Source organism: uncultured Ruegeria sp. (assembly GCF_947500045.1).
Lineage (GTDB): Bacteria > Pseudomonadota > Alphaproteobacteria > Rhodobacterales > Rhodobacteraceae > Ruegeria.
This window is the reverse complement of record NZ_CANMQQ010000008.1, coordinates 20,193-45,337: the sequence shown is the minus strand read 5'-3', so window position 1 is coordinate 45,337 and position 25,145 is coordinate 20,193. Positions and strand designations below refer to the sequence as shown.

The window sequence follows — 25,145 nt, the reverse complement described above, 5'->3', positions numbered from 1 at the left end:
ACCAAAGCAGATCGGACCCTCCCATACGTCTAGCGGGTTGCCAGCTATCGCACCGTTTCTACAAGTCGCGGGGCAGCGGAATTAACTGTCACACCATCGCCATGTATCGACGCAAATTCTTGGCTTGTTTGAACAATTCCATTGCAGCCAACCGGTGTTTGACATCACATACCGCCATGACACGGCCAACGATTACTTCCGAGACCCGCGCAACCGAAGTTTGCATTCGGATTGCAGGGGATTTGCGAACGCAAGCGCTGGATTGTGTCGAAAGAGATTTCGCAGCGCTCAGACCCAATGGACAAGACGTCGTTCTGGACATGACGCAGTTGCAAGCGCTGGATACCGGTGGGGCCTGGCTTGTTGCCAATCTTGCGCAGCGGATGACGTCTGCAGGCGTTCAGGTCCGGTTTGTAGGTTTGACCCCCGCACATTCTTCGTTGATCGAAACGGTGTCACACAACATCCCCGAAGCAACCGGAGAAGAGCTGCCACCCCGCGGCTTTATTAACTGGGTTGCCCGAATTGGTGAACGGACCTTTAGTGCGTGGCAGGATACGCTGTCGATCGTAGGGTTTCTGGGGCTAACCCTTCACCGGCTGGTTCGGACATTGATCATGCCCTGGAGGCTTCGTCGGGCCGCCTTGTTCTCACAGATGGAACAGGTCGGCTTCAAGGCGCTTCCCATCGTTTCGCTGATGGGTTTCCTCATTGGTGTCGTTCTGGCTTTTCAAGGCGCGACCCAATTGAAGCAATTCGGTGCCGAAATATTTGTGGTCGAGTTGATTTCAATCTCGATCCTGCGCGAGTTGGGTATCCTGTTGACCGCGATCATCGTCGCCGGCCGCTCCGGCTCGGCCTTTACGGCCTCGATCGGCTCGATGAAGGTACAGGAAGAAATTGATGCGATGCGTACGCTGGGGCTGGACCCGATCGAGGTTCTGGTCATCCCGCGTGTGTTGGCCCTTTTGATCATGCTGCCCATTCTGGGCTTTGTGGCTGACATGGCTGGTTTGATCGGCGGTGCGTTGATGAGTTGGATCGATCTGGGCGTCAGTCCAGGGATGTTCCTGACCCGGTTGAAGGAAAACACCGGCGTTTCGCAACTTGCTGTTGGGATGATCAAAGCGCCGTTTTTTGCACTTGTGATCGGGGTCATTGCCTGTTGGCAGGCCATGCAGGTCAAAGGATCATCCGAAAGCGTTGGTCAACGTACGACGGCCTCGGTTGTGCAGTCGATCTTCATGGTGATCGCCATTGACGCCCTGTTTTCGATCTTCTTCTCAAAGTTGGGGGTTTGATATGGACGCGTCAGCGCTGCCGGGCAAACCCCAAACCGATACAAAACGCGAAGCCGTTATCCGTGTGCGAAATCTGACCAACCAGTTTGGTGAACAAGTCGTGCATCACGACCTTAATCTCGATGTTTGGCGTGGTGAGGTGCTGGGTGTTGTCGGTGGTTCGGGCACCGGTAAATCTGTGCTGTTGCGCACCATCGTGGGTCTGAATAGACCAAAATCTGGAAGCATCGAGGTGCTGGGCGTCGATGTTCTGAACGGCCCCGAGGAAGATCGTCAGCGCATCGAGAAAAGCTGGGGTGTCGCTTTTCAGGATGGAGCCTTGTTTTCTTCGCTAACCGTACTGCAAAACGTGATGGCACCCCTGCGCGAACATACCGGTATCAGCGAAAACCTGATGGCTGCACTTGGTGGGCTCAAGATCAGTTTGGTTGGGCTGCCTCAGCTGAGTTGCAGCAAGTTCCCTTCGGAACTGTCGGGCGGGATGCGCAAACGCGCAGCACTGGCCCGCGCCTTGTCATTGGATCCTCAGATCGTGTTTCTGGACGAACCAACTGCCGGGTTGGACCCGATCGGAGCCGCCGCCTATGATGACCTGATCCGAGAGCTTCAGCACGCGCTGGGACTGACTGTATTCATGGTGACGCATGATCTGGACAGTCTTTACGCCATATGTGATCGCGTTGCGGTACTTGCGGAAAAGCGTGTGCTGGTTGAAGGTCCGATAGAAGACATGACCAAGGTCGATCACCCTTGGGTTCAGGAATATTTCACAGGCCCCCGCGCCCGCGCGGCACAACAGAAGGGGCAGGACAGGTAGAGGCGATGGAAACCCGAGCGAATTATATCCTGATCGGCGCATTCACCTTGGCAGGGATACTGGGTGCATTCGGCTTCTTTCTTTGGCTCGCCAAGTTCGAAGTGACCCGGCAATACGCCTACTATGATGTTCTGTTTGACAATGTCTCAGGTCTGTCAGCGGCTGGAGGCGTGAACTATAACGGCCTGCCCGTCGGGCAGGTTATATCTTTGAATCTGGATAAGGATGATCCTTCAAAGGTGCGGGTCCGACTGGAAGTTGACGCGGACATTCCGGTCACCAAGGAAACCATCGCGCAATTGCAGTCTCTGGGTGTGACCGGTGTTGCGTATGTTGAACTGTCAGGCGGGTCACCAACGGCGCAGAGATTGCCTCAGAACAGCATAATCACAAGCAAGCGCAGCTCGATCCAATCACTTCTGGAAGGCGCTCCAAAAGTTTTGGACCAGGCTGTCACGCTGCTGGAAAACCTCAACTCTGTCGTCGATGATAAAAACCGCAAAGCCGTGTCAGACATTTTGACCAATCTTGCAGATGCTTCTGGCAAACTCGACAAGACCCTGTCGGATTTCCAGTCATTATCCTCTGATCTGGGCGGCGCGGCAAAGGATGTAGGGGCGTTCACCAAGCGGCTTGAGACACTGGCGGACACCGCAGAAACGACGTTCAGCACGGGAACTGAAACGCTTAATAGCATTAAAAACACTTCAGATGCCGCCAAGCAGACTCTTGAAACTGCGAATACCACAATCGCCAATGCCGATCGCGTGCTGCAGCAGGATATTCAACCCTTTATCGAGCGGGGCTCGATCCTGGCTGAAAGACTGACAAGACTATCGGATGAGGGCAGCGTGACACTTGGCGTGATCAGCGAAACGGTATTGAACGCAAACAAAACTCTGGATTCGGTTACTTCGACCATGGATTCGGCCAAAAGTACGTTGGATTCTGCCGAACGCGCGTTTGACTCGGCCAATCGCGTGATGGATGAAGATATCTCGCCGGTCGCAGCTGACGTAAGCAAGGCCGCCAAACAGGTTGCTGAAACCGTCACGAACATAACCCAAAAGGTTGATCAGATTTCCGACGATGTTCTCAGCGCTTCGCAATCGGCGTCTGATTTGTTGAGTACCATCGATGGAATTGTTCAGGATAACCGTCGACAGGTCTCCGACTTTTTGCGCGTCGGATTACCTCAGTTCATTCGGTTTATCGAGGAATCCCAGCGTTTGGTCATCAGTCTTGACCGGCTGGTTGATAAAGTCGAACGCGACCCTGCCCGCTTTTTGTTAGGCACCCAAGCATCGGAGTTTCGTCAATGATACGGCCCTTAACACTGTCGCTGGCCTTGGTCGCGTTAACAGGTTGTGCTGGTTTGGGGACATTGAGCCAAGCCTCCAAACCCAACGACCTGTATCTGCTAACACCCAAAAGCACGTTCTCCTCATCGCTGCCACGTATCCAGACACAGATTGTTGTCGAGGAACCCACGGCGACGGCGGCAGTAAACACGGATCAAATCGCTGTGCAGCCCACCTTGCTGCAGGTTCAGTATCTGCCAAGGGCGCGCTGGGTTGATCGCGCGCCGCTGATCGTTCAGGCGCTGATGGTCGAAAGCTATGAGAATTCCGGCAAGGTTGCTGCGGTGGGACGATCGACTGTTGGTTTGCGTGCAGATTATGTGATTGCGCCGGATTTACGCGAGTTTCAGGGCATCGTTATCAGCGAAACCGAGAACTCCAAAACAGTTCGCGTAGAAGTCCGCATCAATATTAAGATTATCGATGAATACGAGGACAAGATTATCGCATCCAGCTCATTCCAGGAAAATGTGATGGCAGCCAGCGACCAGACCCCAGATCTGGTCGAAGCCTTCGATGTGGCCTTAGGCAGAACCATGCGAGACGCCGTCGAATGGAGCATCCGCAAAATCAATAGCCACGCGCAAAACAATCCGCGGACGAACCCAAGCTAAACAGGGTCAGAACTGGTTGGCCGAAGCAACCTGCCATTCGGCCGCGTATTCCTCTGGGAGGGGTTCAGCCAGCAATGCACCGTCCTCCAGAATGCTGTAAAGCTCAGCATAAGACCGCTCTCGCTCATCTGCTGTGCGGCGGTGAATATCGGAAGGCCGCAGGTCAGACACCTTTGCTTTTCCCATCGCCCCCAAAATCTCGCGGAAGCTTTCCAAGGTCGCGTCGTGGAACGTGTGTACGCGCTGGCGTTTCTGCGGCACGTTCACGGCCCGCCCACGGATCGGATCCTGCGTCGCCACGCCCGAGGGGCAGCGATTGGTATTGCAATGCAACGCCTGAATGCATCCAACCGCAAACATCATCGCCCGCGCCGCGTTGCACATATCTGCACCCAGGGCCATTTTTTCGACCATATCGAAGCCGGTCGCGACCTTGCCTGAACAGATGACGCGCACCTTATCGCGCACACCAATCCCGCGCAGGCAGTTGTTCACAAAGATCAATGCCTCGTTCAGTGGCATACCCAGACGATTGGTAAATTCGACAGGTGCTGCACCGGTGCCCCCCTCGGCACCGTCCACAGTGATGAAATCGGGCAAAATCTCTGTCTCAAGCATGGCTTTGCAGATCGCCATGAATTCTGAGGGCTTACCGATACACAGTTTGAAGCCAACCGGCTTTCCACCCGACATGTCGCGCAGATGCTGCACAAATTGCATCAGTTCGGTTGGGCCATCAAAGGCCGAATGTGTGGGGGGTGAAATAACATCCTGATGAACTGGAACACCACGAATTTTCGCGATCTCTTCGTCCACCTTTGCGGCAGGCAGCACGCCTCCATGAGACGGCTTTGCGCCTTGCGAAAGTTTGATCTCGATTGCTTTGACGACACCATTCTTGGCTTTTTCGGCAAACATGTCCTTGTCGAAACCACCCTCTGGTGTTCGGCAACCAAAATACCCGGTGCCGATCTGCCAGATAATGTCGCCACCCTCGGCCAGATGATGCGGAGACAACCCACCTTCGCCGGTATTGTGCGCAAATCCACCATCCTTGGCGCCACCATTTAATGCGCGGATCGCATTGGCGCTCAGCGCGCCAAAGCTCATCGCCGACACGTTCAGGCGCGAGGCGCTATAGGGTTTGTCACACTGAGGCCCACCAAGAATAATCCGTTCTTCGCTTTCAGCGACATCCTTTGGCGAGAGTGAGTGATTTGCACGATGATAACCAACACTCAGGATATCGTACTGTGTGCCAAATGCCTGCGTATCGACCTGCCCCTTCGCCCTGGAATAGACCAAGCTGCGGATAATTCGGTTAAATGGCCGGCCGCTTTCGTTGGTTTCTACGAAATATTGTCGGATTTCGGGGCTCACAAATTCCAGCATGTAACGGAAGTGGCCCAGCACGGGGTAATTGTTCAACACGTTATGCTTGGTCGTTAGCATATCGTACAAACCGACGACGGCGTATGGGATCAAAATAACCAACAACCAATAGGCTGGGGACCAAAAGTAACCCCACAGCAAGGTCAGCGGTAAACCCACATAGCTGAGTATATAATATAGCCTGCGAACAATCATCCCTGACCTCCCTGGGTGGCGTTATATGAGCATAGCCTCGGCTGGATCGTGGACGTGAAGCCCAGCAGTTGACCCTGACCCTGAACCAGATTCAACTGAATGTGCAAGACCTTGCTATCATGGTCATGGTTTGGTCCGAGTAAGCGAGTTCAGTTGATCACCCCCGGCGCAAACTGTATGCGGAATAAAACCCGGGTAAGAGCGAGATCAACCAAAGTGTCGCAAACTGCATCTGCAGTCAGACATCGCGCCCTGATGTACACGGCCGTCTTCGTCGGTGGTGCCGCAGGGTCGTTGTTACGCGAGCTGTTTTCGGTGACGGTTCCAGGGGCTCCGTTCCTGACGACGACATTCGGGATTAATGTCGTTGCCTGTTTCATCCTTGGCTGGCTCTACGCCATTCGCCACAAGGTTCACACCCATGTGCTGCATCTTGGGGCCGTCGGGTTTTGTGGTGGTCTTTCAACCTTTTCGTCATTTGTGGCAGAGTTGGAACGCTTGGCCGAAGCCAGTGGATGGTCCGTCCTTGTGGCATTCGCGGCTGAAATCGCAGTTGGTCTTGCTGCGGCAGTTTTGGGCGAAACGTTGGGGCGTAAGCATTTCCCGCAGGAACACTCAGAATGAACGAGCTGCAATTGCACGCCATATTTGCATTGGGTGGCGGAGCGGGCGCTGTATTGCGGCACTGGCTGGCGCTGCGTGTGACGCATGATCTGCCTTTCTCGACACTGATCGTGAATGTTCTGGGCAGCCTTTTTTTAGGTCTGTGGATCGGCTACCTGGGTGGTGCCGCCGAAATGAGTGAATACCAAAACAGATTGGTGTTTGGATTTTGCGGCGGGTTTACAACGTTTTCCAGCTTTGCCTATCAGTCCCTGCAGTTGCATCGTGAAAGAACCATCGCATTGGCGGCTGGGAACATACTGCTCAGTCTGTTTCTGTGCTGGTTTGCGCTTTGGCTGGGGCTTGTCCTGATGGCCTGACATTTCGACCTGTCGGCAAAGCTCATTCCGGTGCCGATACCGATATTTTAACCTTAAAGGGGGACATTCTTGCGACTTCGACGCAGATCACATCATGTGCATTCGTATGGCCAGATTGCCCAGAACCCAGACCGTCCCGCCGATGATTATCAGCAAAACCAGTGTAGAGAAAAGGATCAGGTCCAGATCTTCCCGGCTGCTACGGCGGCGGTCGATATGCAAGAAATAGACCAACTGCAGAACCAGTTGGGCCAATCCCAAAAGGCCAATGGTTAGATAGACCCCTCTGGTCTCAATCCCGAACTGATAGGCGACAGCGAACACCACCAAAGTTAGCAGAAGCGATCCACCATACCCGATGACATAGCGGCGGCGCTCGCGCTTATGCATGTCGGCGCGTCTATCCATAAGCCAGCCCTCCGAAATACACGATTGTAATGATGCCGATCCAGATCAAGTCAAGGAAGTGCCAGAACAGGGCCAGCCGCACCATGCGCGACATCAGCAGATCGGTCAGGCCGAACACCTTTAGCTGGATGCCCAGTACAATCAGCCACAGACAGCCAGATGCGACATGTAGACCATGCAGCGGGACCAGACCGTAAAAGGCCGAAAGGAAGCCGCTGCGCTGTGGGACACCGCCCTGCTCTGCCATATTCATGAAATCACGGATCTCTAGTGCCAGAAAGCTGAGCCCAAGGGCCAAGGTCACTCCGAACCAGAACACGACCCGAGCCCGGGGCAGGTTGTATTTCAGCGCCAGCATTGCCAAACCCACGGTCAGACTGCTGGTCAGCAGGATCAGGGTCTGGGCAAAGATGCTTTTCAGATCAAACAATTCATGCGGCCCCGGCCCACCGGCCTGTGCATCGATCATCGTGATGTAGATCGCGAACATCAGGCCGAAATAGACAAGGTCGCTCATCAAGAAGACCCAGAAGCCGAAAGTGACAACCTCGGTCGCCTTATGGGCGCTGGCGTGATCCTCGCCGAGGTTGATCCCTGGATAACTGTGTCTGGGTGCGCGCTTCATGTCACCGCCTCCATATCCGGGCGGGCGAGGCCTAGGTTTTCAGGGGTGCTTTCGTGGTCACGATCCACAGCTTTGGTGCTGTGGGCCAGCTCCAGCCAGGCTTCGTGTTCCTTGCGGACTTCTTCGGCCGGGATGATGATTTCGGTGCTGGTGTCGAAACTCCAGATGATGAAGGCAAGGATCATTGCGATCGTCATCAAAGCCGCCAGCCACCAAATCCACCAGACAAGCGCAAACATCCAGACGCCGCTAAGCACGCAAAAGGCGAACCCAATGCCCGTGTTGCGCGGCATCTCAATATCTTCATAGACCTCCGGCGTGGGATAGGCCGCGCCGCGCTCTTTCGTGGCGGCAAAGTCATCTCGGTCGGTGACGATGGGAATAATGGCAAAGTTGTAGGGCGGCGGGGGCGATGGGATCGACCATTCCAGTGTGCGCCCATCCCACGGGTCGCCTATGGGTGCACAGGATTTATCCCGATCACGTATGCTGACCCACAGCTGAATCAGGATCGAGAACAACCCGCAAGTGATTACCAACGCACCAATGACTGCGGTGATCATGTAGGGGTGAAAACTGGGATCCTCCCAACTGAATGACCGACGGGGCATTCCCATCAGGCCCACGAAATACAGCGGCATGAATGTTAGCAGGAAGCCGACGGTCCAACAGAAGACTGAGACACGGCCCCAAAACTCATTCAGGCGAAACCCGAATGCCTTGGGGAACCAGTAGTTATATGCAGCGAGCAGGCCAAACAGCACGCCCGGAAGCAGCACGTTGTGGAAATGTGCCACAAGGAACAGCGTGTTGTGGACCTGATAGTCAACTGTGGGATTGGCGAGGACCACGCCACTGAGGCCGCCAATAACGAACAGCATCAAGAAAGAGAGACTATAGAGCATCGGGACAGAAAACCGAATGCGCCCGCGATAAAGCGTTGCCATCCAATCATAGACCTTCACGCCGGTCGGGATAGCGATCAACATCGTCGCAATGCCAAACACCGCGTTGATCAGCGCGCTTTGACCCATGGTGAAGAAGTGATGCAGCCAAACCGTAAACGACATGATTGCAATCGACATTGTCGCGATGACAAGTGAGTTATAGCCATACAGGCGCTTTGCAGAAAAGGTGGCAAAAACTTCGGAATAGATCCCATAGGCGGGCAAGACCAGCAGATAGACCTCGGGGTGGCCGAACAACCAGAACAGGTTGGCATAGTTCATCATGTTGCCGCCCAGATCATTGGTGAAGAAATGAAAATCCAGATATCGGTCGGCAGCCAAAAGCAGTGCGGCGACACCAAGCGGCGGCATGGCAAAGACAATCAGGATCGAGCTGCAGATGATCGTCCAGCAATACATCGGCAGCCGCATGAATTTCATCCCCGGCGCGCGTAGCTTGTAGATCGTGACGGCAAAGTTGATACCGGTCAGCGTGGTACCAACACCCGAAACAACGATAGCCCATATCCAGTAGTCCGGCCCCACACCAGGATTGAAAGCGGCCCCGGTATAGGGCGGATAGGCGGTCCAACCTCCGGTCGAGAACTCTCCAACCACCAGCGATACCATCAGCATCATTCCGGCCGAGACGGTAAGACCAAGGCCGATCTGGTTCATGACCGGAAAAGCAACGTCCCTTGCGCCGATCATCAGCGGCACCAGAAAATTTGCCAAGCCGAAAACAAAAGGCACGGCCACAAAGAAAATCATTATGGTCCCATGCGTGCTGAACAGTTCGGCAAAATGTTCTGGCGCGAGGAACCCGTCCCCCGGCCCTGCTGCCTGCTGCGCGCGCATTACCACGCCTTCAAGCACACCGCGTGCCAACATGACGATGGCGAAGACGATATACATTATGCCGATCTTCTTGTGATCTGCACTGGTCAGCCAATCCCGCCAAAGCGGCCCCCACAGACGGAACCATGTCAGTAGGCCGACCACAGCCACGACACCTATGATCACAATGGCAGCGGCGGCATTCGCGATGATCTCATTCGCGCTGGGGTTCTGGATTAGCCCGGCAATGGGGAATGCGTCCCAAGTCAGGCGACCAAAAAAACCGGTGTCGGAGGAGTTCATTGGCTCGCCTCCTGCCCGAATTCGGCGGTTCCGGGTTGCTTGTCTAGCGGCAGAGGTTCTCCGCTGTGATACCGATGCAGGATCGAATGGAACAGATCGCCCTCTTCCAGTGTAAAGTACAGCGCATTGAGCGGCATAAGTGGGGTCCCCAAAGCCGCCTGAACCTCATCACGATCCGTGCGCATGGCCAGTGTCCTGTAAGTGTCTTCGGTCAATGGTATTCCGTGGGCACGAACGCTTGTCACCCAAGCGTTGAAATCCTCGGGTTTCATTGCCTGCGTCATGAATTTCTGCTTGGTGAAGCCGCGGCCATTGTACTGCGTGTTCTCTCCCTGCATCGTCTCGGGCGCGTCCGCCACCACATGCAGCTGCGTCGTCATGCCGGGCATGGCGTAGATCTGGCCTGCCAACGCCGGGATCATGAAAGACTGCATCACCGTATCTGTCGTCAAGGTCATCGCCACCTGTTGTTTTATCGGGATACCCAGCTCTCCTACGCTGGCGATGCCGAGGTCAGGATAGATGAACAACCATTTCCAATCGAGACCAACCACCTGCACGCGTAAGGCGGGTTCCTCTCCGAACGGGGCTGCGTAGGGATCAAGACGATGGGTGGCCTTCCATAGGTAGAAGGACAGGATTGCCACAATCACCATCGGTACGCCCCACATCAGAAACTCAAGCTTCGCCGAGAAGTCCCAATGCGGTTTATAGGCCGCGTTTCCACCCCTGCGCCGACGATATCGCAGCGCAATCAACGGAACCAAGACCAGTACCGGGATCACCGCGATCAGGATCAGCGCGGTCGCACGCAAAAGGTGCCTCTTTTGTACCGCCGCAATCGGGCCCTGAGGGTCCATGAAACTGTCGCTTGCCCCCGCGGCCTGGACCGACACCAACAGCGCAACAAGCGTTACGAGGGCGGATATGGAGACAGGGGACATCCGGAAAAAGCTCACGCCTGATGATCCTCTTGCGGCTGGGGGTTCCCGGCAACTATTGGCAGAGTCAGAACTTTTCTCAAGGACTTTTACAAATTTACCCCAACATCCCCCTGTTGACATGCGATCTTTCGCGCGCGAGATCAGTTGTATGCGTATAGTTTTTGCTATCCTCACCCTTGTTATGTTGACAGCGCCCTTGAACGCGCAGGATCGCGCTGCAGTTGAACGTCAGTTCCAGAATTGGCTGCAACAGACCATCTGGCCACAAGCGAAGGCCAAAGGCGTATCGCGACGCACGTTCCAGCAAGCCTTTGATGGGGTGACGCTAAACTGGGACTTGCCGGATCTAGTGCCTCCGGGCAGCCCTAAAAAGACCCCTAAGGCACAGCGTCAGGCCGAGTTTGGCTCGCCCGGCCGGTATTTCAATGCCGGATCGGTACAGGGGGCTACTTCGGTTGGACAAAAGATGGCCAGACGCCACGCTCAAACTCTGACGCGCGTTGAGGCTGAAACCGGTGTCCCTGCCCGTATAATACTGGCCATTTGGGGACGCGAAAGCGGTTATGGCCAGGTCCCGATCCGCCATAATGCCTTTCAAGTTCTTGGTACGAAGGGTTTCATGAGTACGCGGGCCGACTATTTCACCACCGAGTTGATCGCCGCGCTGCAAATCGCTGAAGCCGGCCATGCGCAGGGCCGCACCCTTAAAAGCAGTTGGGCCGGTGCATTGGGGCAACCACAGTTTATGCCCACAAATTTTCTGACCTACGCGCGCGACGGCGATGGGGACAATCGGGCTGATATCTGGGGGTCACCCGCAGATACGATTGCTTCGATCGGCGCCTATCTTGAGAAACACGGCTGGGTTAGCGGCCGAGATTGGGGGTTCGAGGTCAACGTGCCCACTGCAGTCTCTTGCGCACTTGAGGGGCCTGATCAGGGACGTCAGATCCAGGATTGGGCCACGATGGGTGTCAGTCGCGTTTCAGGCAAGCCATTTCCGGCACACGAGCTGTCTGCAGAAGGGTATCTGATGATGCCTGCCGGGCGCAGCGGTCCGGCCTTTATCGTCACACCCAACTTTTATGTTCTCAAAGACTACAACACCAGCGATCTGTACGCCTTGTTTGTGGGCCATGTCGGCGACCGCATTCAATATGGTGTCGGCGACTTTCGCGGCCGCTGGGGGAATGTTGGTACCCTTTACCGATCAGACGTCGCCAGAATGCAGCAGGCGCTTGTTGATCAGGGGCATGATGTAGGCGGTGTCGATGGCTTGCCCGGATACAAGACCCGTCGCTCGATCGGGCGCTGGCAGGAGGCATCGGGGGATCAACCAACGTGCTTTCCGAACGATAGCCTTAAAGCTGTTTTGAAGCCCTGAAGCTATACCTGATTCGCCATATTCGAGTGCCGAGGGAAATCTATTCGCCCTTTGCAATATGTAGGGCTTCACGAAAATGTCATTCAGACAAAGCGTATCAGAATAATATTTCCACACCCCTGCCTGATCCGGTTTCATTCGATCTTTGCAATCCCATTTGAGTGCAAAACCCTTTACCTTTGCCTAAAAACCAGCAGATTTTTGCGACAGTGAAAGACAACTTTCGCAATCAAACATCCGACACTGCCCGGAGCAAAAGGTCTAAAATTTGGACTCTGCCGCGATCTAGATCAAGGTGAACGCACCGCAATTGCCGGAAACACATTGGTAGACGGGTGCCCGCTGCAAAGCAACCGGGGCATCCGGCACCACAAAAAAATGGGAGTAATCACTATGCAAAAATTAGTCCGTACTTCACTGGCGGGGCTGTTGTCCTCGACCATTATTGCCGGCGCAGCAATCGCAGCTGGCACACATCCGCAAACCGGCGAGGCGCTGGCGGATGATCAAACATTTATCTATCGCATTTTGGATGAGCACAGCTCGGTCGATCCGCAAGTGGTCGAAGATGTGTCCGGCGCCGAAATCGTGCGCGACCTATTCGAAGGTCTGATGAACCAGGACGAAGAGGGTAATCTGGTCCCTGGCGCTGCCACCGAGTACACCGTCAATGACACCAAAGATGTCTACACCTTCAAGCTCCGCGGTGATGCGAAATGGTCAAACGGAGACCCCGTAACTGCAGGTGATTTCGTTTTTGCCTGGAAACGCGCTGTCGATCCTGAACTGTCATCGCCCTATGCGTGGTTCATGGAGCTGATGTCGATTGAAAACGCAGCCGACATCATTGCGGGCGACAAATCAGTGGATGAGCTGGGCGTCAAAGCCATTGACGACCAAACGCTGGAAGTCCGCCTGAGTGCTCCCCTGCCCTATTTCCCGCAGATGACCACCCACTCGACCACCTTCCCAGCGCCGCAGAAAGTGATCGAAGAGTTTGGTGACGCTTGGACCAAGCCTGAAAACATCGTCTCGAACGGCGCCTATGTTCTGACAGAACACCTTCCGCAAGAACGCTCCGTACGTGAGCGCAACGAGATGTACTGGGATAACGACAATACAATCATCGACAAGGTCGTTGCTTTGGTCATCAACGACGAGAATGTTGCCCTGACTCGTTATCTGGCGGGTGAGCTGGACCGGACCGAAATTCCCGCTGGTCAGTATCCTCGCCTGAAGGAAGAGCACCCAGAAGAAGCCATCAGCTTCCCACGCCTGTGCAACTACTATTATACCTTCAATGTCTCTGACAGCGGCCCTGAAGCCTTCAAAGATCCCAATGTTCGCCAAGCTCTGTCGCTGGCTGTGGATCGTGCGATCATTACCGAGAAGGTTCTGGCAGGCGGTCAGCCTGAGGCCTACACATTCGCGCCCGAAGCAACCGCAAACTTCACCGTACCGGCTGTTGAGATGGCATCAATGTCTCAGGCCGAACGCGATGAACTTGCCAAAGAGCTTCTGGCAGAAGCAGGCTATGGTCCTGATAACCCTCTGAGTTTCCAGATGGTATACAACACTGCAGAGAACCACAAAAAAGTCGCGGTTGCTCTGAGCCAGATGTGGAAGCAGAAGCTGGGCGTCAATGCCGAGCTGGCGAACATGGAGTGGAAAGTCTTCCTGGAAGAGCGCGGCAACCAGAACTTTGAGCTGGCACGCGGTGCATGGTGTGGCGACTACAACGAAGCCTCAACCTTCCTTGATCTGCTGCAGTCGGATTCCGGGTACAACGACGGTAAATACAACAACGCGCGCGTTGATGAACTGCTGACCGAAGCCAAAACCTCGGACGATCCAGCACCGCTCTATACCGAGGTGGAGCGGATCATCGCACAGGAAACTCCTGTGATCCCGATCTATCACTATGCTGGCGTCTACATGATGGACAGCGATGTGGGGAATTGGCCCGTCAATAACGTCGAGCAGAACTGGTATTCGAAGAATCTTTATAAGATCGCCGAATAATCGTCATTGAACCACGCCCTGTCCCGGATGTCTCTGTTTGGGGCAGGGCCAATAATTATGGGGGCATGAAATGCTTGCCTATAGCCTGCGGCGACTGCTTGTTGCCATCCCGACGATCCTGCTGCTGATCGTCGCCTGTTTCTTCCTGATGCACTTTGCGCCCGGCGGGCCCTTCACCTCGGAACGGCCATTGCCGCCGCAGGTTCTGGCCAATATCGAGGCGCGTTACGGGCTGGACCAACCGCTGTGGAAACAGCTCTGGGACTACCTGTACAACATCGTCGTACATTTCGATTTCGGCCCGTCCTTCAAGTTCAAGGACCGGGACGTCAACGACATCATCGCACAAGGTTTTCCGATCTCTCTGACCTATGGCACGCTCTCATTTCTTCTTGCGACGTCTGTAGGTGTGAGCCTCGGAATCGCCGCTGCGATCAAACACAATAGCTGGATCGACTACTTCGCAGTTGGTCTTGGTATTGCGGCGCAGGCGCTGCCGAACTTCATCATGGGCCCGATCCTGATCCTGACCTTCACACTCTGGCTGGGCTGGTTGCCGGGCGGCGGTTGGAACGGTGGCCAATGGCAATATCTGATTATGCCGGTGATCGCATTGGCAACGTCTTACATGGGCTCAATTGCACGGATAACGCGATCGTCGATGCTGGAGGTTCTGAATTCGAACTTCATCCGCACCGCGCGGGCCAAGGGTTTGCCCACAAGAACCGTGATCTGGCGTCATGCCCTGAAGCCCACGTTGCTGCCGGTTGTCTCATATCTGGGGCCGGTGTTTGTTTATGTCCTGACCGGTTCGGTCTTTGTCGACATCTACTTCTCGACCGGTGGTCTGGGGCAGGCCTATGTCGGTTCTGCCTTATCCCGCGACTATGCGGTGCTGCTAGGGGTCACCATCCTCTATGGCGCGCTAACCGTAGTTGTGAACCTTTTGACCGACCTGGCGTATGCCTGGTTCGATCCCAAAATCCGCTACTGAGGGGCAGGCAATGTTAGGAAAATCACAAAAAGCCGCCCATCTGGCCGAAGAAATAACAGATTACACGGTCATTCAGGGGCGATCGCTCTGGCAGGACGCACGGATGCGTTTTGTCCGAAACAAGGCCGCGATGGCCAGCATTTTCATATTGGGTCTGATCGTGTTGTTCACGATTATTGGTCCATTTTTCGCAGTCTGGAGTAATGAAGAGATCGACTGGAATGTCATGGGTGATGTGCGCGGCATGGGAATGCCGTCGATCGAAACCGGGCATTTTTTCGGTGTCGATGATCTGGGGCGTGACCTTTACAGCCGCGTCATTCAGGCGACCACCACTTCGCTGTTGGTCGGTCTGATCGGGGCCGCAACAGCACTGATTGTCGGCACCTGTTATGGCATCGCAGCCGGTTACATCGGAGGGCGTACCGACAATGCCATGATGCGTTTCGTAGATATCCTTCTGGCAATCCCAGCAACACTCATCATCATTCTTCTGCTTGTTGTGGCGGGGCGGTCCTTCTTTATGCTGTTCATCGCTTTGGGCGCAGTCGGTTGGCTGACCATGGCCCGGATCGTTCGGGGGCAGACCCTGACCCTTAAGAATCGCGAGTTCATCGAAGCGGCGCGTGCCGCAGGTGTCAGCGAATTCACCATCATGTATCGGCATATCCTGCCAAACCTGTTGGGTGTCGTAATCGTATATGCTTCGCTGTTGGTGCCTGAAATGATCCTGACTGAAAGCTTCATTTCATTCCTGGGGCTCGGAATTTCGGAACCTTATACATCTTTGGGCCGTCTGATTGCCGAAGGTGCAGGCACCATGAGCTATGGTACCTTGTGGCAACTGATTTACCCCCTGACATTCTATGTCGCGATTATCATCACCATGTTCTTCATTGGAGATGGCCTGCGTGACGCATTGGACCCGAAGGATCGCTGATATGAGTCTGTTTTCCATAAAGGACCTGAGCGTCCAGTTCGATACCCCCGATGGCGTTGTTGAGGCGGTCAAAGGCATCAGCTTTGATATCAATCCTGGTGAGTGTCTGGGCATCGTAGGCGAAAGTGGATCGGGCAAAAGCCAGACTTTCATGGCGGCGATGGGATTGTTGCCTCCTGCTGGTCGTGCGTCCGGTTCCGCCTTGCTGAATGGTACGGAAATCCTGAACCTGCCTGTGAACAAGCTGAACAAAATACGCGGCTCGGATGTTGGCATGATCTTTCAGGACCCGTTGACGGCGCTAACCCCGCATTTGCGGGTTGGTCAGCAAATGCGTGAGGTATTGCAGGTACATGAGGGCTTGCAAGGGTCTGCTGCGCGCGAGCGATGCCTTGAGTGGCTCAATCGTGTGCGCATCCCCGAAGCGGCCCGACGTCTCGATCAGTATCCGCACGAGTTGTCCGGTGGTATGCGCCAGCGTGTGATGATCGCCATGTCGATGCTGTGCAGTCCCAAGTTGCTGATCGCGGATGAGCCTACCACTGCGCTCGATGTCACCGTACAGGCCGATATTCTGGACCTGATGGTGCGATTACAAAAAGACGAAGGCACTGCCATCGCCCTGATCACCCACGACATGGGGGTCGTCGCGCGTATGTGCGACCGTATTCAGGTCATGCGTATGGGTGAATTTGTCGAGGCTGGTGACACCCGCGAAATCTTCCGCGCACCACAGCACGACTATACCCGCACTCTTCTTGAGGCGATGCCACGCATCGATGCTGGCGATGCGCCAAAAGCGTTGCCGCAGACGGAAGAGCCTTTGCTCGAGGTCGATGACGTCAAGGTTCACTTCCCGATCCATGTGTCTGGCGGGCTGTTCGGGCACAAAGTGCCATTGAAGGCAGTTGATGGTGTCAGTTTCGACATTCGGAAAGGCGAAACTCTGGGTGTTGTCGGTGAATCCGGTTGCGGAAAATCGACACTGGCGCGTGCGGTGCTGCAGTTGATCGAACCCAGCGGCGGAAACGTAAGTTGGCTGGGCCATCCCATTGTTGGACTGAGGCGGTCTGAGTTGAACAAATATCGCAAGGATTTGCAGATCGTTTTCCAGGACCCGCTGGCGAGCCTTGATCCACGAATGACAATCTCGGCCTCAATCGCCGAACCGCTGAAAACCTATCGCCCCGATCTGACGGAACGGGAGCGTAAGGACATGGTCGCTAAGATGATGGAGCGTGTTGGTTTGCCAGCCAACATGATCAACCGTTATCCGCACGAACTGTCTGGGGGGCAAAATCAACGTGTGGGAATCGCGCGCGCAATGATTAACAAGCCAAAGCTGATCATTTGCGATGAAGCCGTTTCAGCACTGGACGTGTCCATTCAAGCCCAAATCGTGGAATTGTTGCGAGAATTGCAACAAGAGTTCGGGCTGTCGATGATCTTTATCAGCCACGACCTGTCAGTTGTGCGTGCAGTTTCGAACCGGATCATGGTGTTATACTTGGGTCGCATCGTCGAGCTTGGCGATGGAGAGGTAATTTGCTCCGAACCAATACATCCCTACACCAAATCCCTGATCTCTGCAGTTCCGATCCCTGATCCTGATGTTGAACGTAGCCGCCAAAGGCTTAAATTGCCGGGGGAATTGCCGTCGCCCATGGACCCAAAGGCAGCGTTGCGCTTCTTGCCCAGCAAGTTGTCTGCGGGCGAAACGGACTATGTCCCCCAACTCAGCGAAATCGCGCCAGACCACTTCGTTGCAGAGCATGATCCGCTAGATGCAATTATGGCCAATGCCTGAAGTTTCGCGCCCCGATCCATAGTGGATTCGGGGGCGCGATTCTCGCATTTTGAGACGCCAGATTGGTGAGGGGACACTTCAAAAGCCGCAATCCCTCATGTTTCGTTTTGACTCTGTGCTCAGGTTGGTGGCAGATTCCAACGAACCGATCACTGTGCTGTCGGGTGAGATTGATTGATACGAATTTAAGTCTTATGTGAGGGCTCCAGCATCATCCCCTGGTGTCGGCAATATTTAGAACTCATGAGGTAACATGGTACGCAAAGTCACCAAGGCCATATTTCCAGTCGCAGGTATGGGCACGCGCTTTCTTCCGGCAACAAAATCTGTGCCGAAAGAGATCATGACACTCGTCGACCGCCCGCTGGTTCAATATGCCATTGATGAAGCCCGTGCTGCCGGGATCACCGAATTCATCTTCGTAACATCGCGTGGGAAATCAGCGCTTGAGGATTACTTTGATCACAACCTCGTGCTGGAGCAGGACCTCAAATCCAAAGGCAAGGACGACCTGCTTGAGATATTGAACGCGACCAATATGGAAAGCGGTGCAATTGCATATATCCGCCAACATAAGGCGCTGGGGCTTGGACATGCCGTTTGGTGTGCGCGGCGACTGATCGGGGATGAACCCTTTGCGGTAATGCTGCCAGATGATGTGATTGCTGCTGACAAACCCTGCCTGCAGCAAATGGTCGAGGCCTATGAGGACACCGGCGGCAATATGGTCGCCACGATGGAAGTTCCTAACGAAAAGACAAGTTCTTACGGGATTCTGGACACTGGCCAAAACGTAGGTACCGTTATTCGGGCCAAGGGTATGGTTGAAAAGCCAAAGCCCGAAGAGGCACCGTCAAACCTCGCCGTAATTGGTCGTTATATTCTGGGTCCTTCCGTCTTGTACAATCTGAACCAGAAGAAAAAGGGCAGTGGCGGAGAGATCCAGCTGACCGACGCAATTGCCGAAGATATCGGAAACGGTGTCCCGGTATTCGGCTACAAATTCGATGGCCAGCGGTTTGATTGTGGTTCAAAAGCTGGGTTCTTGCAGGCCACAGTTTCCTTTGCGCTAGCTCGCGACGACCTTCGCGATGATCTGAGCCATTACCTTCACGACATCGTTTCGTCAGGTCGGGCAGCGCAATAGGTAAAATGCTTCACCTATTCAGCATGCAATACGATAGTTCGCGCCCAGAGGTACTGAAGGAGCAGGCATCATGAGCACGATCTATCCTGTAATTCTATGTGGCGGGTCCGGAACACGGCTATGGCCACTTTCGCGGAAAAGCTATCCTAAACAGTTCGTTCCACTGATCGGTGAAACCAGTCTTCTGCAACAATGTGCAGACCGGTTGCGGGGGCCAGCGGGCGCGCCCTACGCCGAGCCTATGATCCTGACCAACGAAGCCTTCCGCTTTGTGGTGCCCGAGCAATTGATGGCCGTCGGAGTCAATCCCGGCCCGATCCTGATTGAGCCCGAAGGGCGCAACACCGCTCCGGCTGTTCTGGCGGCGGCTCTGCATCTTTCTTCCAGCGATCCCGACGCAACGATGTTGGTGGCCGCGTCGGATCATGTCATTCCAGACACCCCCGCCTTTCACGTTGCCGTCGCAGAAGGTGTTCGCACCATCACCGATCGTGGTGATCTGGTGACATTCGGCATTACACCTGATCGACCCGAGACGGGATATGGTTATCTGAAACTCCGCCAGGTGCCCGACGCGTCAGGCGTCTCAGTTCCATTGGATCGGTTTGTTGAAAAGCCTGATATGGACAGCGCCAAAGCGATGGTGGCCGAAGGCAGTTATCTTTGGAATTCCGGTATCTTCCTGTTTGCAGTCCGCGATATCCTTGCCGCCTTCAACCAATACGCGCCGGATCTCGTGGAACCCGTTCAAAAAGCGGTTGAGAATGCCCAGTCTGATCTGGGTTTTCTGCGGCTTGATCCGGACGCTTGGAGAACGGCCCAGGATATTTCAATCGACTACGCAGTAATGGAAAAGGCCGATAACCTCAGTGTTGTGCCATATGCCGCCGGGTGGTCTGACGTGGGCAGCTGGTCTGCAGTACAGGAGCTAAGCAACCCTGACGCGGATGGAGTTGCCACGTCTGGTGAAGTTACAGCCATTGATTGCCACAATGTGCTTGTACGCTCGGAATCGCCCGCGCAAGAGGTTGTGGCGATGGGGCTGGAGAATGTGATCGCGGTCGCGATGCCCGACGCGGTTCTTGTTGCCAGCATGGATCGGGCGCAGGACGTCAAACAGGCAGTCTCGGCCCTAAAAGCAAAGGGGGCCAAACAGGCCGAATCCTTGCCTGTCGATCACCGCCCTTGGGGGTGGTTCGAAAGCCTAATCATCGGTGATCGGTTTCAGGTCAAGCGTATCCATGTCCATCCCGGCGCGTCGCTGAGCCTGCAATCACACCATCACAGGTCCGAGCATTGGATAGTGGTGGAAGGCACCGCTGAGGTGACAATTGATGACAACGTACAGCTCGTGTCTGAAAACCAATCGGTCTATATTCCGTTGGGTGCAAAGCACCGTATGGTAAACCCCGGCAAGGTGCCGATGGTCCTTATCGAAGTGCAAACCGGTACCTACCTGGGTGAAGATGACATCATTCGCTACCAAGATGTTTATGCCCGGGATTGAGGCCCGCGTTCAGACCCAAATCTGAGTTCGCGAATTGATCAAAGATACAGGCACCTGCAAGGCAGGTGTTTTTTATTTGTTGCGTGCAAATCCTAACAATTCGAAACCCGGGCGTTCGGTTCGGTCAGGCGAGATTTACGCCCATCACGGCAGGGTGGCGCGCAATCATCGTCGGACCGACACCACAGGAGGATGCCCGTGCCACAAAACTCGCCCCGTTTGAATCTCCCCTACCTGCAACCTGCGCAAGCCCAAAAACATGTGACCCATAACGAGGCGCTGCGGGCACTGGATCTGGTGGTGCAATTAAGTGTCGCCTCTGCAGATGCGACAATCCCACCTGCTGCACCTGATCAGGGTGAAACACATGCGCTCGGCGCAGCCCCTACCGGGGCTTGGGCTGGGCATGATGGTAAATTGGCAGCATGGCTGGACAACGGGTGGCATTTTTTTACACCCGAACCGGGATGGCGGGCGTGGGACCAAAGCGCTGGTCAGTTGAAAGTCTGGGATGGCTCGGCATGGATCGCCCCTCCGGTCAATATGCAGAACCTGACCGGGGTTGGCATCGCAACCGGATCGGACAGCACAAACCGTCTGGCGGTGCGCAGCGCCGCCACGCTGCTAACCCACGAAGGCAGTGGTCATCAGTTGAAGATCAACAAGGCCGGTGCGGGCGATACCGCGTCGCTTTTGTATCAATCAAACTGGACCGGCCACGCCGAGATGGGCCTGTCAGGCGATACCGATTTCTCAATCAAGGTCTCGCACGATGGAGGAAACTGGGTCGAGGCCCTGCGGTTTGACGCAGCCACCGGTACCACCAGTGGGGCGGCTGTTCAAAGCAGCGCCGATGATACCACCGCGGGTCGCCTTATGCGGGCGGATTATGGGTACGGGCCGGGTAATGTACTGGGCACGGTGTCGGAAAACAACGGCATGCCATCCGGCGCAGTGATTGAGCGGAGCAGCAATTCAAATGGTGATTACACGCGCTTTGCTGATGGCACCCAGATTTGTACGGCGACCTTGTCTGCGGTGGGATGCACAACAGCGATCGGCGCGTTGTTCACCGGCGGGGCCGCCAATTGGGATTTTCCCAGCGCTTTTGCGGCGGGCAGCACGCCGGTTCTCAGCGGAAACGGGGGCGGGATCGGGCGGTTTATGGGGTTTGGTTCTCCGTCGGATACTCAAGTCACATATCAGGTGATGGCGGCATCCTCCGATGCTACAACTATCGCTCCGGCGATCATCGCAATTGGGCGTTGGTTCTGATACTCCAGACCGCCCGGGCCTTTGCTCGGGCGGTTACCTTTCGCGCAATCCGGATTCTGGCTGATCCAGAAACCACTCATAGGTCTGCCGTATTCCATCTTCGAGGCCAATGCGCGCGCGCCAACCCATATCGGTGAGCCGAGATATATCCATCAACTTTTGCATCGTGCCATCCGGTTTGCTCGGATCACAGACGATCCGGCCATCGAACCCGATGACGCGTGCAACAGTCGCTGCCAGCTCAGCGATCGAGACATCCCTACCCGTGCCCACGTTGATGTGACTTTGCATCGGGTGCGTATTCGCTTCATAAACATCGCGCGGAAGGTCTAGCACAAACAAAGACGCTTCGGCCATGTCATCAACATGCAGAAACTCGCGCCGGGGTTTTCCTGTTCCCCAGATCATGACCTCATCAAGCCCTTCACTTAGTGCTTCGTGAATGCGGCGAATTAGGGCTGGCAAAACATGGCTGTTCTCTGGATGAAAGTTATCCCCCGGACCGTAGAGGTTGGTTGGCATCACAGAACGATAATCGACACCGTGTTGTCGATTATAACTCTCACACAGCTTAATCCCGGCGATCTTGGCGATGGCGTAGGGTTCATTCGTTGGTTCCAGCGGCCCTGTCAACAACGCGTCTTCGCGCATCGGTTGGCCGGTTTCGCGCGGGTATATGCAAGAACTGCCAAGTTGCAGGAGGCGTTTCACCCCTGCCGCAAAAGCCTGATGAATCACGTTGCATTCGATCATCAGGTTTTCATAGATGAAATCCGCCGGATAGGTGTTGTTCGCATGAATACCACCCACCCGAGCCGCTGCGAGAACCACAATATCGGGACGCTCTGATCGCATAAAAGCCTGAACCTGCGCCTGATCAGTCAGGTCCAACTCGGCGCTCGTACGCGTGATCAACTCAATTTCATCGCCCACCTGCCGGCGCTGTTGCAGCTTCCGCAGGATCGCGCTGCCAACCATACCGCCGTGGCCCGCCACATAAATTCTGCGTGCGTTGACCATCTCAGCCGTTTTCCCGAGCTACGGGCTCCGCAAGCCCGTGTTCCCTGAGCAGAGCATTGCGCCGCGCAATCTCCAAATCCTCGGCTATCATTTCAGCACACAGGTCCTGCACAGATGTCACGGGTTCCCATCCAAGTTTTTGCTTGGCCTTGGAAGGATCACCCAGCAGTGAATCCACCTCTGCCGGGCGAAAATAACGGGGGTTGATACGCATCACGATATCACCGGCTTTAAGCGCTGGTGCCTTGTCACCAATCACTTCTCGGACAATTGCAACTTCGTCGACGCCCTCACCCGAAAATTCCAACATAAGACCTAACTCACCGGCGGACCATTCGATGAACTGGCGCACGGAATACTGCTTGCCGGTGGCGATCACATAGTCCTCGGGTGTGTCCTGCTGCAGCATCAGCCACTGCATCTTCACGTAATCCCGTGCGTGCCCCCAATCACGTAGACTGTCGATATTGCCCATGTGCAAGCAGTCATCCAATCCCTGTGCGATATTGGCAAGGCCCCGAGTGATCTTGCGCGTCACAAATGTCTCGCCCCGCCGGGGGCTTTCGTGATTGAACAGAATGCCATTGCAGGCGTACATCCCATATGCTTCGCGATAATTGACGGTTATCCAATAGGAATACAGCTTGGCCACCCCATAGGGAGAGCGCGGATGAAACGGCGTCGTTTCACGCTGCGGAGTTTCCTGCACCAAACCGTAAAGCTCTGATGTGGAGGCCTGATAGAACCGGGTCTTGTCCTCAAGCCCCAGAAACCGGATCGCTTCGAGCAGTCGGAGCGTGCCAAGACCATCCACATCCGCCGTGTATTCGGGCGATTCAAAGCTTACAGCGACGTGGGATTGCGCACCGAGGTTATACACCTCATCCGGCTGCACCTCCTGAATGATTCTGGTCAGGTTCGACGTATCGCTCAGATCACCATAATGCAGATGCAACCTGGGATCAGGTTCATGCGGGTCCTGATAAATGTGATCGATCCGCTGCGTATTGAAAGAAGATGCGCGGCGTTTGATGCCATGGACCTCATAGCCTTTGGCAAGCAACAGCTCGGCCAGGTAAGAGCCATCTTGGCCTGTTATACCGGTTATCAATGCCGATTTGCTCATGATTACGCCCCGATGGTTTGAATTCGCCTGCTTGTTCTTCCAGAAACAGCAAGACCCGTTCGAATGCAAGACAACGCGGTCTATACCCGTTCAGGGTAAGATCAGTTACAAGGCTGCGGTCCAAACGCGATACCGGCCCTGCCCTGTCACTTCACGGATAAGCCCCCGATCGCTAAACTTGTCCAGATTCCGTTGCACCGCCGCGCGAGAGGCCTGGGTCAGATCTTCTGCCAATGGTGCAGAGACCATCGGCCAAGCCGTCAACGCATCAATCAACACAGGCGGGGTTCGGCCGCTCAGGTCCGAAACGGCTTCGCGGGCACGCACTTCCCACGCACTGATCCGATCCAGATGCAGCAGAGCCGCAAGTGAGGCTTGCCCTGCCCCCATGATCCAGGCTGAGAGTTTTTCATCTTGGGTTCCCGCGCCCCGTAATGCGCCCGGGCCGGACAACGAAAGCGGCATGAACAAAGCGCCACCTCGCCCTATAGCCGCCGCATGGCGCGCCGCGACGATGGCGGCTTCTGTATCCTGTCCGATGCCCGGAGAAAGCGCACGCCACGCATGAAACCCGATTGCAGCCTGGGTCACGGGGTGCAAACCGGCCACATTCTGCATCACCTCGGACAGATCCATCACCGCCTCGGGGACGTCCTCGATCCCCTGGGCCTGACGGTCGAGAAAGGTGGTCAGCCCTGCGTTCCACCCGCCCTCTGATGGTCCCGCACCCGAAGATAGGCGCCGCACAGCCCAACCTGCCCGGTACAGCGCCTGCACATCGTCATTAGTGGCCCCAATCCGCAACCCAATCCAGAGCGCAAGGCGGTCAACGCTGATTCGGTCGCCGGTCCACCAGCCCAGATCCGATACTTCCATCAGTGCCAAACGGTGGCCCCAGCCCTTGGGACCGGCGCGTAAACGCTCATCCAATGCACCGAAAGTTACTGCCAGATCGGCAAGCTCGGCAGACAACTCAGATTGGGCTGCACGCCAGTCCCTTGGATCGAACAGCAGGCTTTGATCAGATCTTGGGACGGATGGCAGGAATTCTTCTGGATCTTCATCGTCCGTGGGAGGGAGGAACCATAAATCATCATCTTCCGGTGGATCGGTATCATAGATGCTTCGCGGCCCTTCGTCCAAGGCCTCAACATCCTGGTCCGGTATCAGAGGATTCGGCTTCATGTCAGCTATTC

At 55.2% G+C, this 25,145-nt stretch carries 22 protein-coding genes; 14 read left to right on the top strand and 8 right to left on the bottom strand.

The window, feature by feature from the left end; all coding sequences use genetic code 11:
- Window positions 1-176: 176 nt before the first annotated feature.
- Genes Q1B46_RS14070 through Q1B46_RS14055 form a run of 4 tightly spaced genes read left to right on the top strand, consistent with a single transcriptional unit; the run spans window position 177 to window position 4,093 of the window.
- Complete coding sequence (locus Q1B46_RS14070; RefSeq protein WP_299948987.1) at window positions 177-1,301, top strand: MlaE family lipid ABC transporter permease subunit; 1,125 nt, start codon at window positions 177-179, stop codon at window positions 1,299-1,301.
- Between the two features lies 1 nt (window position 1,302).
- Window positions 1,303-2,118 (top strand): ABC transporter ATP-binding protein, encoded by an 816-nt coding sequence (locus tag Q1B46_RS14065; RefSeq protein ID WP_299948986.1) that lies wholly within the window; start codon window positions 1,303-1,305, stop codon window positions 2,116-2,118.
- A 5-nt stretch (window positions 2,119-2,123) separates the two neighbouring features.
- On the top strand, window positions 2,124-3,440 hold the full coding sequence (locus Q1B46_RS14060) for an MlaD family protein (protein ID WP_299948985.1): 1,317 nt from the start codon (window positions 2,124-2,126) through the stop codon (window positions 3,438-3,440).
- Window positions 3,437-4,093 carry an ABC-type transport auxiliary lipoprotein family protein gene (locus Q1B46_RS14055; protein ID WP_299665106.1) on the top strand — a complete coding sequence of 219 codons (657 nt, stop codon included), beginning with the start codon at window positions 3,437-3,439 and terminating at the stop codon, window positions 4,091-4,093. The genes Q1B46_RS14060 and Q1B46_RS14055 overlap by 4 nt, the downstream gene beginning before the upstream one ends.
- Before the next feature lie 6 nt (window positions 4,094-4,099).
- Here the strand turns inward: Q1B46_RS14055 and Q1B46_RS14050 are convergent, their stop codons facing one another.
- On the bottom strand, window positions 4,100-5,680 hold the full coding sequence (locus tag Q1B46_RS14050; protein WP_299948984.1) for an FMN-binding glutamate synthase family protein: 1,581 nt from the start codon (window positions 5,678-5,680) through the stop codon (window positions 4,100-4,102).
- A 255-nt stretch (window positions 5,681-5,935) separates the two neighbouring features.
- On the opposite strand from Q1B46_RS14050, the gene Q1B46_RS14045 reads away from it, so the two are divergent.
- Window positions 5,936-6,304, top strand: coding sequence for a CrcB family protein (locus Q1B46_RS14045; protein ID WP_299948983.1), 369 nt, complete (start codon window positions 5,936-5,938; stop codon window positions 6,302-6,304).
- Window positions 6,301-6,663, top strand: a complete 363-nt coding sequence (locus Q1B46_RS14040; RefSeq protein WP_299948982.1) for a CrcB family protein — start codon at window positions 6,301-6,303, stop codon at window positions 6,661-6,663. The genes Q1B46_RS14045 and Q1B46_RS14040 overlap by 4 nt, the downstream gene beginning before the upstream one ends.
- An 87-nt stretch (window positions 6,664-6,750) precedes the next feature.
- Here Q1B46_RS14040 and Q1B46_RS14035 read toward each other — a convergent pair whose 3' ends face one another.
- From Q1B46_RS14035 to Q1B46_RS14020, 4 genes are read right to left on the bottom strand one after another with little or no spacing between them, the layout of a single operon-like run.
- On the bottom strand, window positions 6,751-7,071 hold the full coding sequence (locus Q1B46_RS14035; RefSeq protein WP_299948981.1) for a cytochrome C oxidase subunit IV family protein: 321 nt from the start codon (window positions 7,069-7,071) through the stop codon (window positions 6,751-6,753).
- On the bottom strand, window positions 7,064-7,696 hold the full coding sequence (locus Q1B46_RS14030; RefSeq protein ID WP_299948980.1) for a cytochrome c oxidase subunit 3: 633 nt from the start codon (window positions 7,694-7,696) through the stop codon (window positions 7,064-7,066). Before Q1B46_RS14030 ends, Q1B46_RS14035 begins: the two co-directional genes overlap by 8 nt.
- On the bottom strand, window positions 7,693-9,783 hold the full coding sequence (locus tag Q1B46_RS14025) for a cbb3-type cytochrome c oxidase subunit I (protein ID WP_299948979.1): 2,091 nt from the start codon (window positions 9,781-9,783) through the stop codon (window positions 7,693-7,695). The genes Q1B46_RS14030 and Q1B46_RS14025 overlap by 4 nt, the downstream gene beginning before the upstream one ends.
- On the bottom strand, window positions 9,780-10,742 hold the full coding sequence (locus tag Q1B46_RS14020) for a ubiquinol oxidase subunit II (protein ID WP_299948978.1): 963 nt from the start codon (window positions 10,740-10,742) through the stop codon (window positions 9,780-9,782). Before Q1B46_RS14020 ends, Q1B46_RS14025 begins: the two co-directional genes overlap by 4 nt.
- A 133-nt stretch (window positions 10,743-10,875) precedes the next feature.
- Between Q1B46_RS14020 and Q1B46_RS14015 the strand changes: the two genes are divergently transcribed.
- From Q1B46_RS14015 to Q1B46_RS13980, 8 genes are all read left to right on the top strand, one after another.
- Entirely contained in the window at window positions 10,876-12,111 is a 1,236-nt protein-coding gene (locus tag Q1B46_RS14015; protein ID WP_299948977.1) for a lytic murein transglycosylase, read from the top strand.
- A 393-nt stretch (window positions 12,112-12,504) separates the two neighbouring features.
- Window positions 12,505-14,133: a peptide ABC transporter substrate-binding protein gene (locus Q1B46_RS14010; RefSeq protein WP_299948976.1), complete on the top strand. Its 1,629-nt coding sequence runs from the start codon at window positions 12,505-12,507 to the stop codon at window positions 14,131-14,133.
- Window positions 14,134-14,203: 70 nt separating this feature from the next.
- Window positions 14,204-15,127 carry an oligopeptide ABC transporter permease OppB gene (gene oppB / locus Q1B46_RS14005; RefSeq protein ID WP_299665080.1) on the top strand — a complete coding sequence of 308 codons (924 nt, stop codon included), beginning with the start codon at window positions 14,204-14,206 and terminating at the stop codon, window positions 15,125-15,127.
- Window positions 15,128-15,137: 10 nt separating this feature from the next.
- The gene (locus Q1B46_RS14000) at window positions 15,138-16,067 is read left to right on the top strand and encodes an ABC transporter permease subunit (protein WP_299948975.1); all 930 of its coding nucleotides are present in this window, start codon (window positions 15,138-15,140) and stop codon (window positions 16,065-16,067) included.
- A gap of 1 nt (window position 16,068) precedes the next feature.
- A complete protein-coding gene (locus Q1B46_RS13995) occupies window positions 16,069-17,874 on the top strand; it encodes an ABC transporter ATP-binding protein (protein WP_299948974.1) in 1,806 nt (601 codons plus the stop codon).
- A 253-nt stretch (window positions 17,875-18,127) separates the two neighbouring features.
- Window positions 18,128-19,021 (top strand): UTP--glucose-1-phosphate uridylyltransferase GalU, encoded by an 894-nt coding sequence (gene galU, locus Q1B46_RS13990; protein ID WP_299948973.1) that lies wholly within the window; start codon window positions 18,128-18,130, stop codon window positions 19,019-19,021.
- A gap of 70 nt (window positions 19,022-19,091) precedes the next feature.
- Entirely contained in the window at window positions 19,092-20,528 is a 1,437-nt protein-coding gene (locus Q1B46_RS13985; RefSeq protein ID WP_299948972.1) for a mannose-1-phosphate guanylyltransferase/mannose-6-phosphate isomerase, read from the top strand.
- Window positions 20,529-20,726: 198 nt separating this feature from the next.
- Window positions 20,727-21,803, top strand: coding sequence for a DUF2793 domain-containing protein (locus tag Q1B46_RS13980; protein ID WP_299948971.1), 1,077 nt, complete (start codon window positions 20,727-20,729; stop codon window positions 21,801-21,803).
- Between the two features lie 33 nt (window positions 21,804-21,836).
- Here Q1B46_RS13980 and Q1B46_RS13975 read toward each other — a convergent pair whose 3' ends face one another.
- The 3 genes from Q1B46_RS13975 to Q1B46_RS13965 form a co-directional block, all read right to left on the bottom strand.
- Window positions 21,837-22,823, bottom strand: a complete 987-nt coding sequence (locus Q1B46_RS13975; RefSeq protein ID WP_299948969.1) for a GDP-L-fucose synthase — start codon at window positions 22,821-22,823, stop codon at window positions 21,837-21,839.
- 1 nt (window position 22,824) lies between these two features.
- The gene (gene gmd, locus Q1B46_RS13970) at window positions 22,825-23,949 is read right to left on the bottom strand and encodes a GDP-mannose 4,6-dehydratase (RefSeq protein WP_299948967.1); all 1,125 of its coding nucleotides are present in this window, start codon (window positions 23,947-23,949) and stop codon (window positions 22,825-22,827) included.
- Window positions 23,950-24,054: 105 nt separating this feature from the next.
- Window positions 24,055-25,134 (bottom strand): helix-turn-helix domain-containing protein, encoded by a 1,080-nt coding sequence (locus Q1B46_RS13965; protein ID WP_299948965.1) that lies wholly within the window; start codon window positions 25,132-25,134, stop codon window positions 24,055-24,057.
- Window positions 25,135-25,145 lie beyond the last annotated feature (11 nt).

Coding starts and splice junctions, on each gene's coding strand:
- Q1B46_RS14070 (WP_299948987.1), top strand. CDS start 177: ATGACACGGCCAACGATTACTTCCGAGACCCGCGCAACCGAAGTTTGC.
- Q1B46_RS14065 (WP_299948986.1), top strand. CDS start 1,303: ATGGACGCGTCAGCGCTGCCGGGCAAACCCCAAACCGATACAAAACGC.
- Q1B46_RS14060 (WP_299948985.1), top strand. CDS start 2,124: ATGGAAACCCGAGCGAATTATATCCTGATCGGCGCATTCACCTTGGCA.
- Q1B46_RS14055 (WP_299665106.1), top strand. CDS start 3,437: ATGATACGGCCCTTAACACTGTCGCTGGCCTTGGTCGCGTTAACAGGT.
- Q1B46_RS14050 (WP_299948984.1), bottom strand. CDS start 5,680: ATGATTGTTCGCAGGCTATATTATATACTCAGCTATGTGGGTTTACCG.
- Q1B46_RS14045 (WP_299948983.1), top strand. CDS start 5,936: ATGTACACGGCCGTCTTCGTCGGTGGTGCCGCAGGGTCGTTGTTACGC.
- Q1B46_RS14040 (WP_299948982.1), top strand. CDS start 6,301: ATGAACGAGCTGCAATTGCACGCCATATTTGCATTGGGTGGCGGAGCG.
- Q1B46_RS14035 (WP_299948981.1), bottom strand. CDS start 7,071: ATGGATAGACGCGCCGACATGCATAAGCGCGAGCGCCGCCGCTATGTC.
- Q1B46_RS14030 (WP_299948980.1), bottom strand. CDS start 7,696: ATGAAGCGCGCACCCAGACACAGTTATCCAGGGATCAACCTCGGCGAG.
- Q1B46_RS14025 (WP_299948979.1), bottom strand. CDS start 9,783: ATGAACTCCTCCGACACCGGTTTTTTTGGTCGCCTGACTTGGGACGCA.
- Q1B46_RS14015 (WP_299948977.1), top strand. CDS start 10,876: ATGCGTATAGTTTTTGCTATCCTCACCCTTGTTATGTTGACAGCGCCC.
- Q1B46_RS14010 (WP_299948976.1), top strand. CDS start 12,505: ATGCAAAAATTAGTCCGTACTTCACTGGCGGGGCTGTTGTCCTCGACC.
- oppB (WP_299665080.1), top strand. CDS start 14,204: ATGCTTGCCTATAGCCTGCGGCGACTGCTTGTTGCCATCCCGACGATC.
- Q1B46_RS14000 (WP_299948975.1), top strand. CDS start 15,138: ATGTTAGGAAAATCACAAAAAGCCGCCCATCTGGCCGAAGAAATAACA.
- Q1B46_RS13995 (WP_299948974.1), top strand. CDS start 16,069: ATGAGTCTGTTTTCCATAAAGGACCTGAGCGTCCAGTTCGATACCCCC.
- galU (WP_299948973.1), top strand. CDS start 18,128: ATGGTACGCAAAGTCACCAAGGCCATATTTCCAGTCGCAGGTATGGGC.
- Q1B46_RS13985 (WP_299948972.1), top strand. CDS start 19,092: ATGAGCACGATCTATCCTGTAATTCTATGTGGCGGGTCCGGAACACGG.
- Q1B46_RS13975 (WP_299948969.1), bottom strand. CDS start 22,823: ATGGTCAACGCACGCAGAATTTATGTGGCGGGCCACGGCGGTATGGTT.
- gmd (WP_299948967.1), bottom strand. CDS start 23,949: ATGAGCAAATCGGCATTGATAACCGGTATAACAGGCCAAGATGGCTCT.
- Q1B46_RS13965 (WP_299948965.1), bottom strand. CDS start 25,134: ATGAAGCCGAATCCTCTGATACCGGACCAGGATGTTGAGGCCTTGGAC.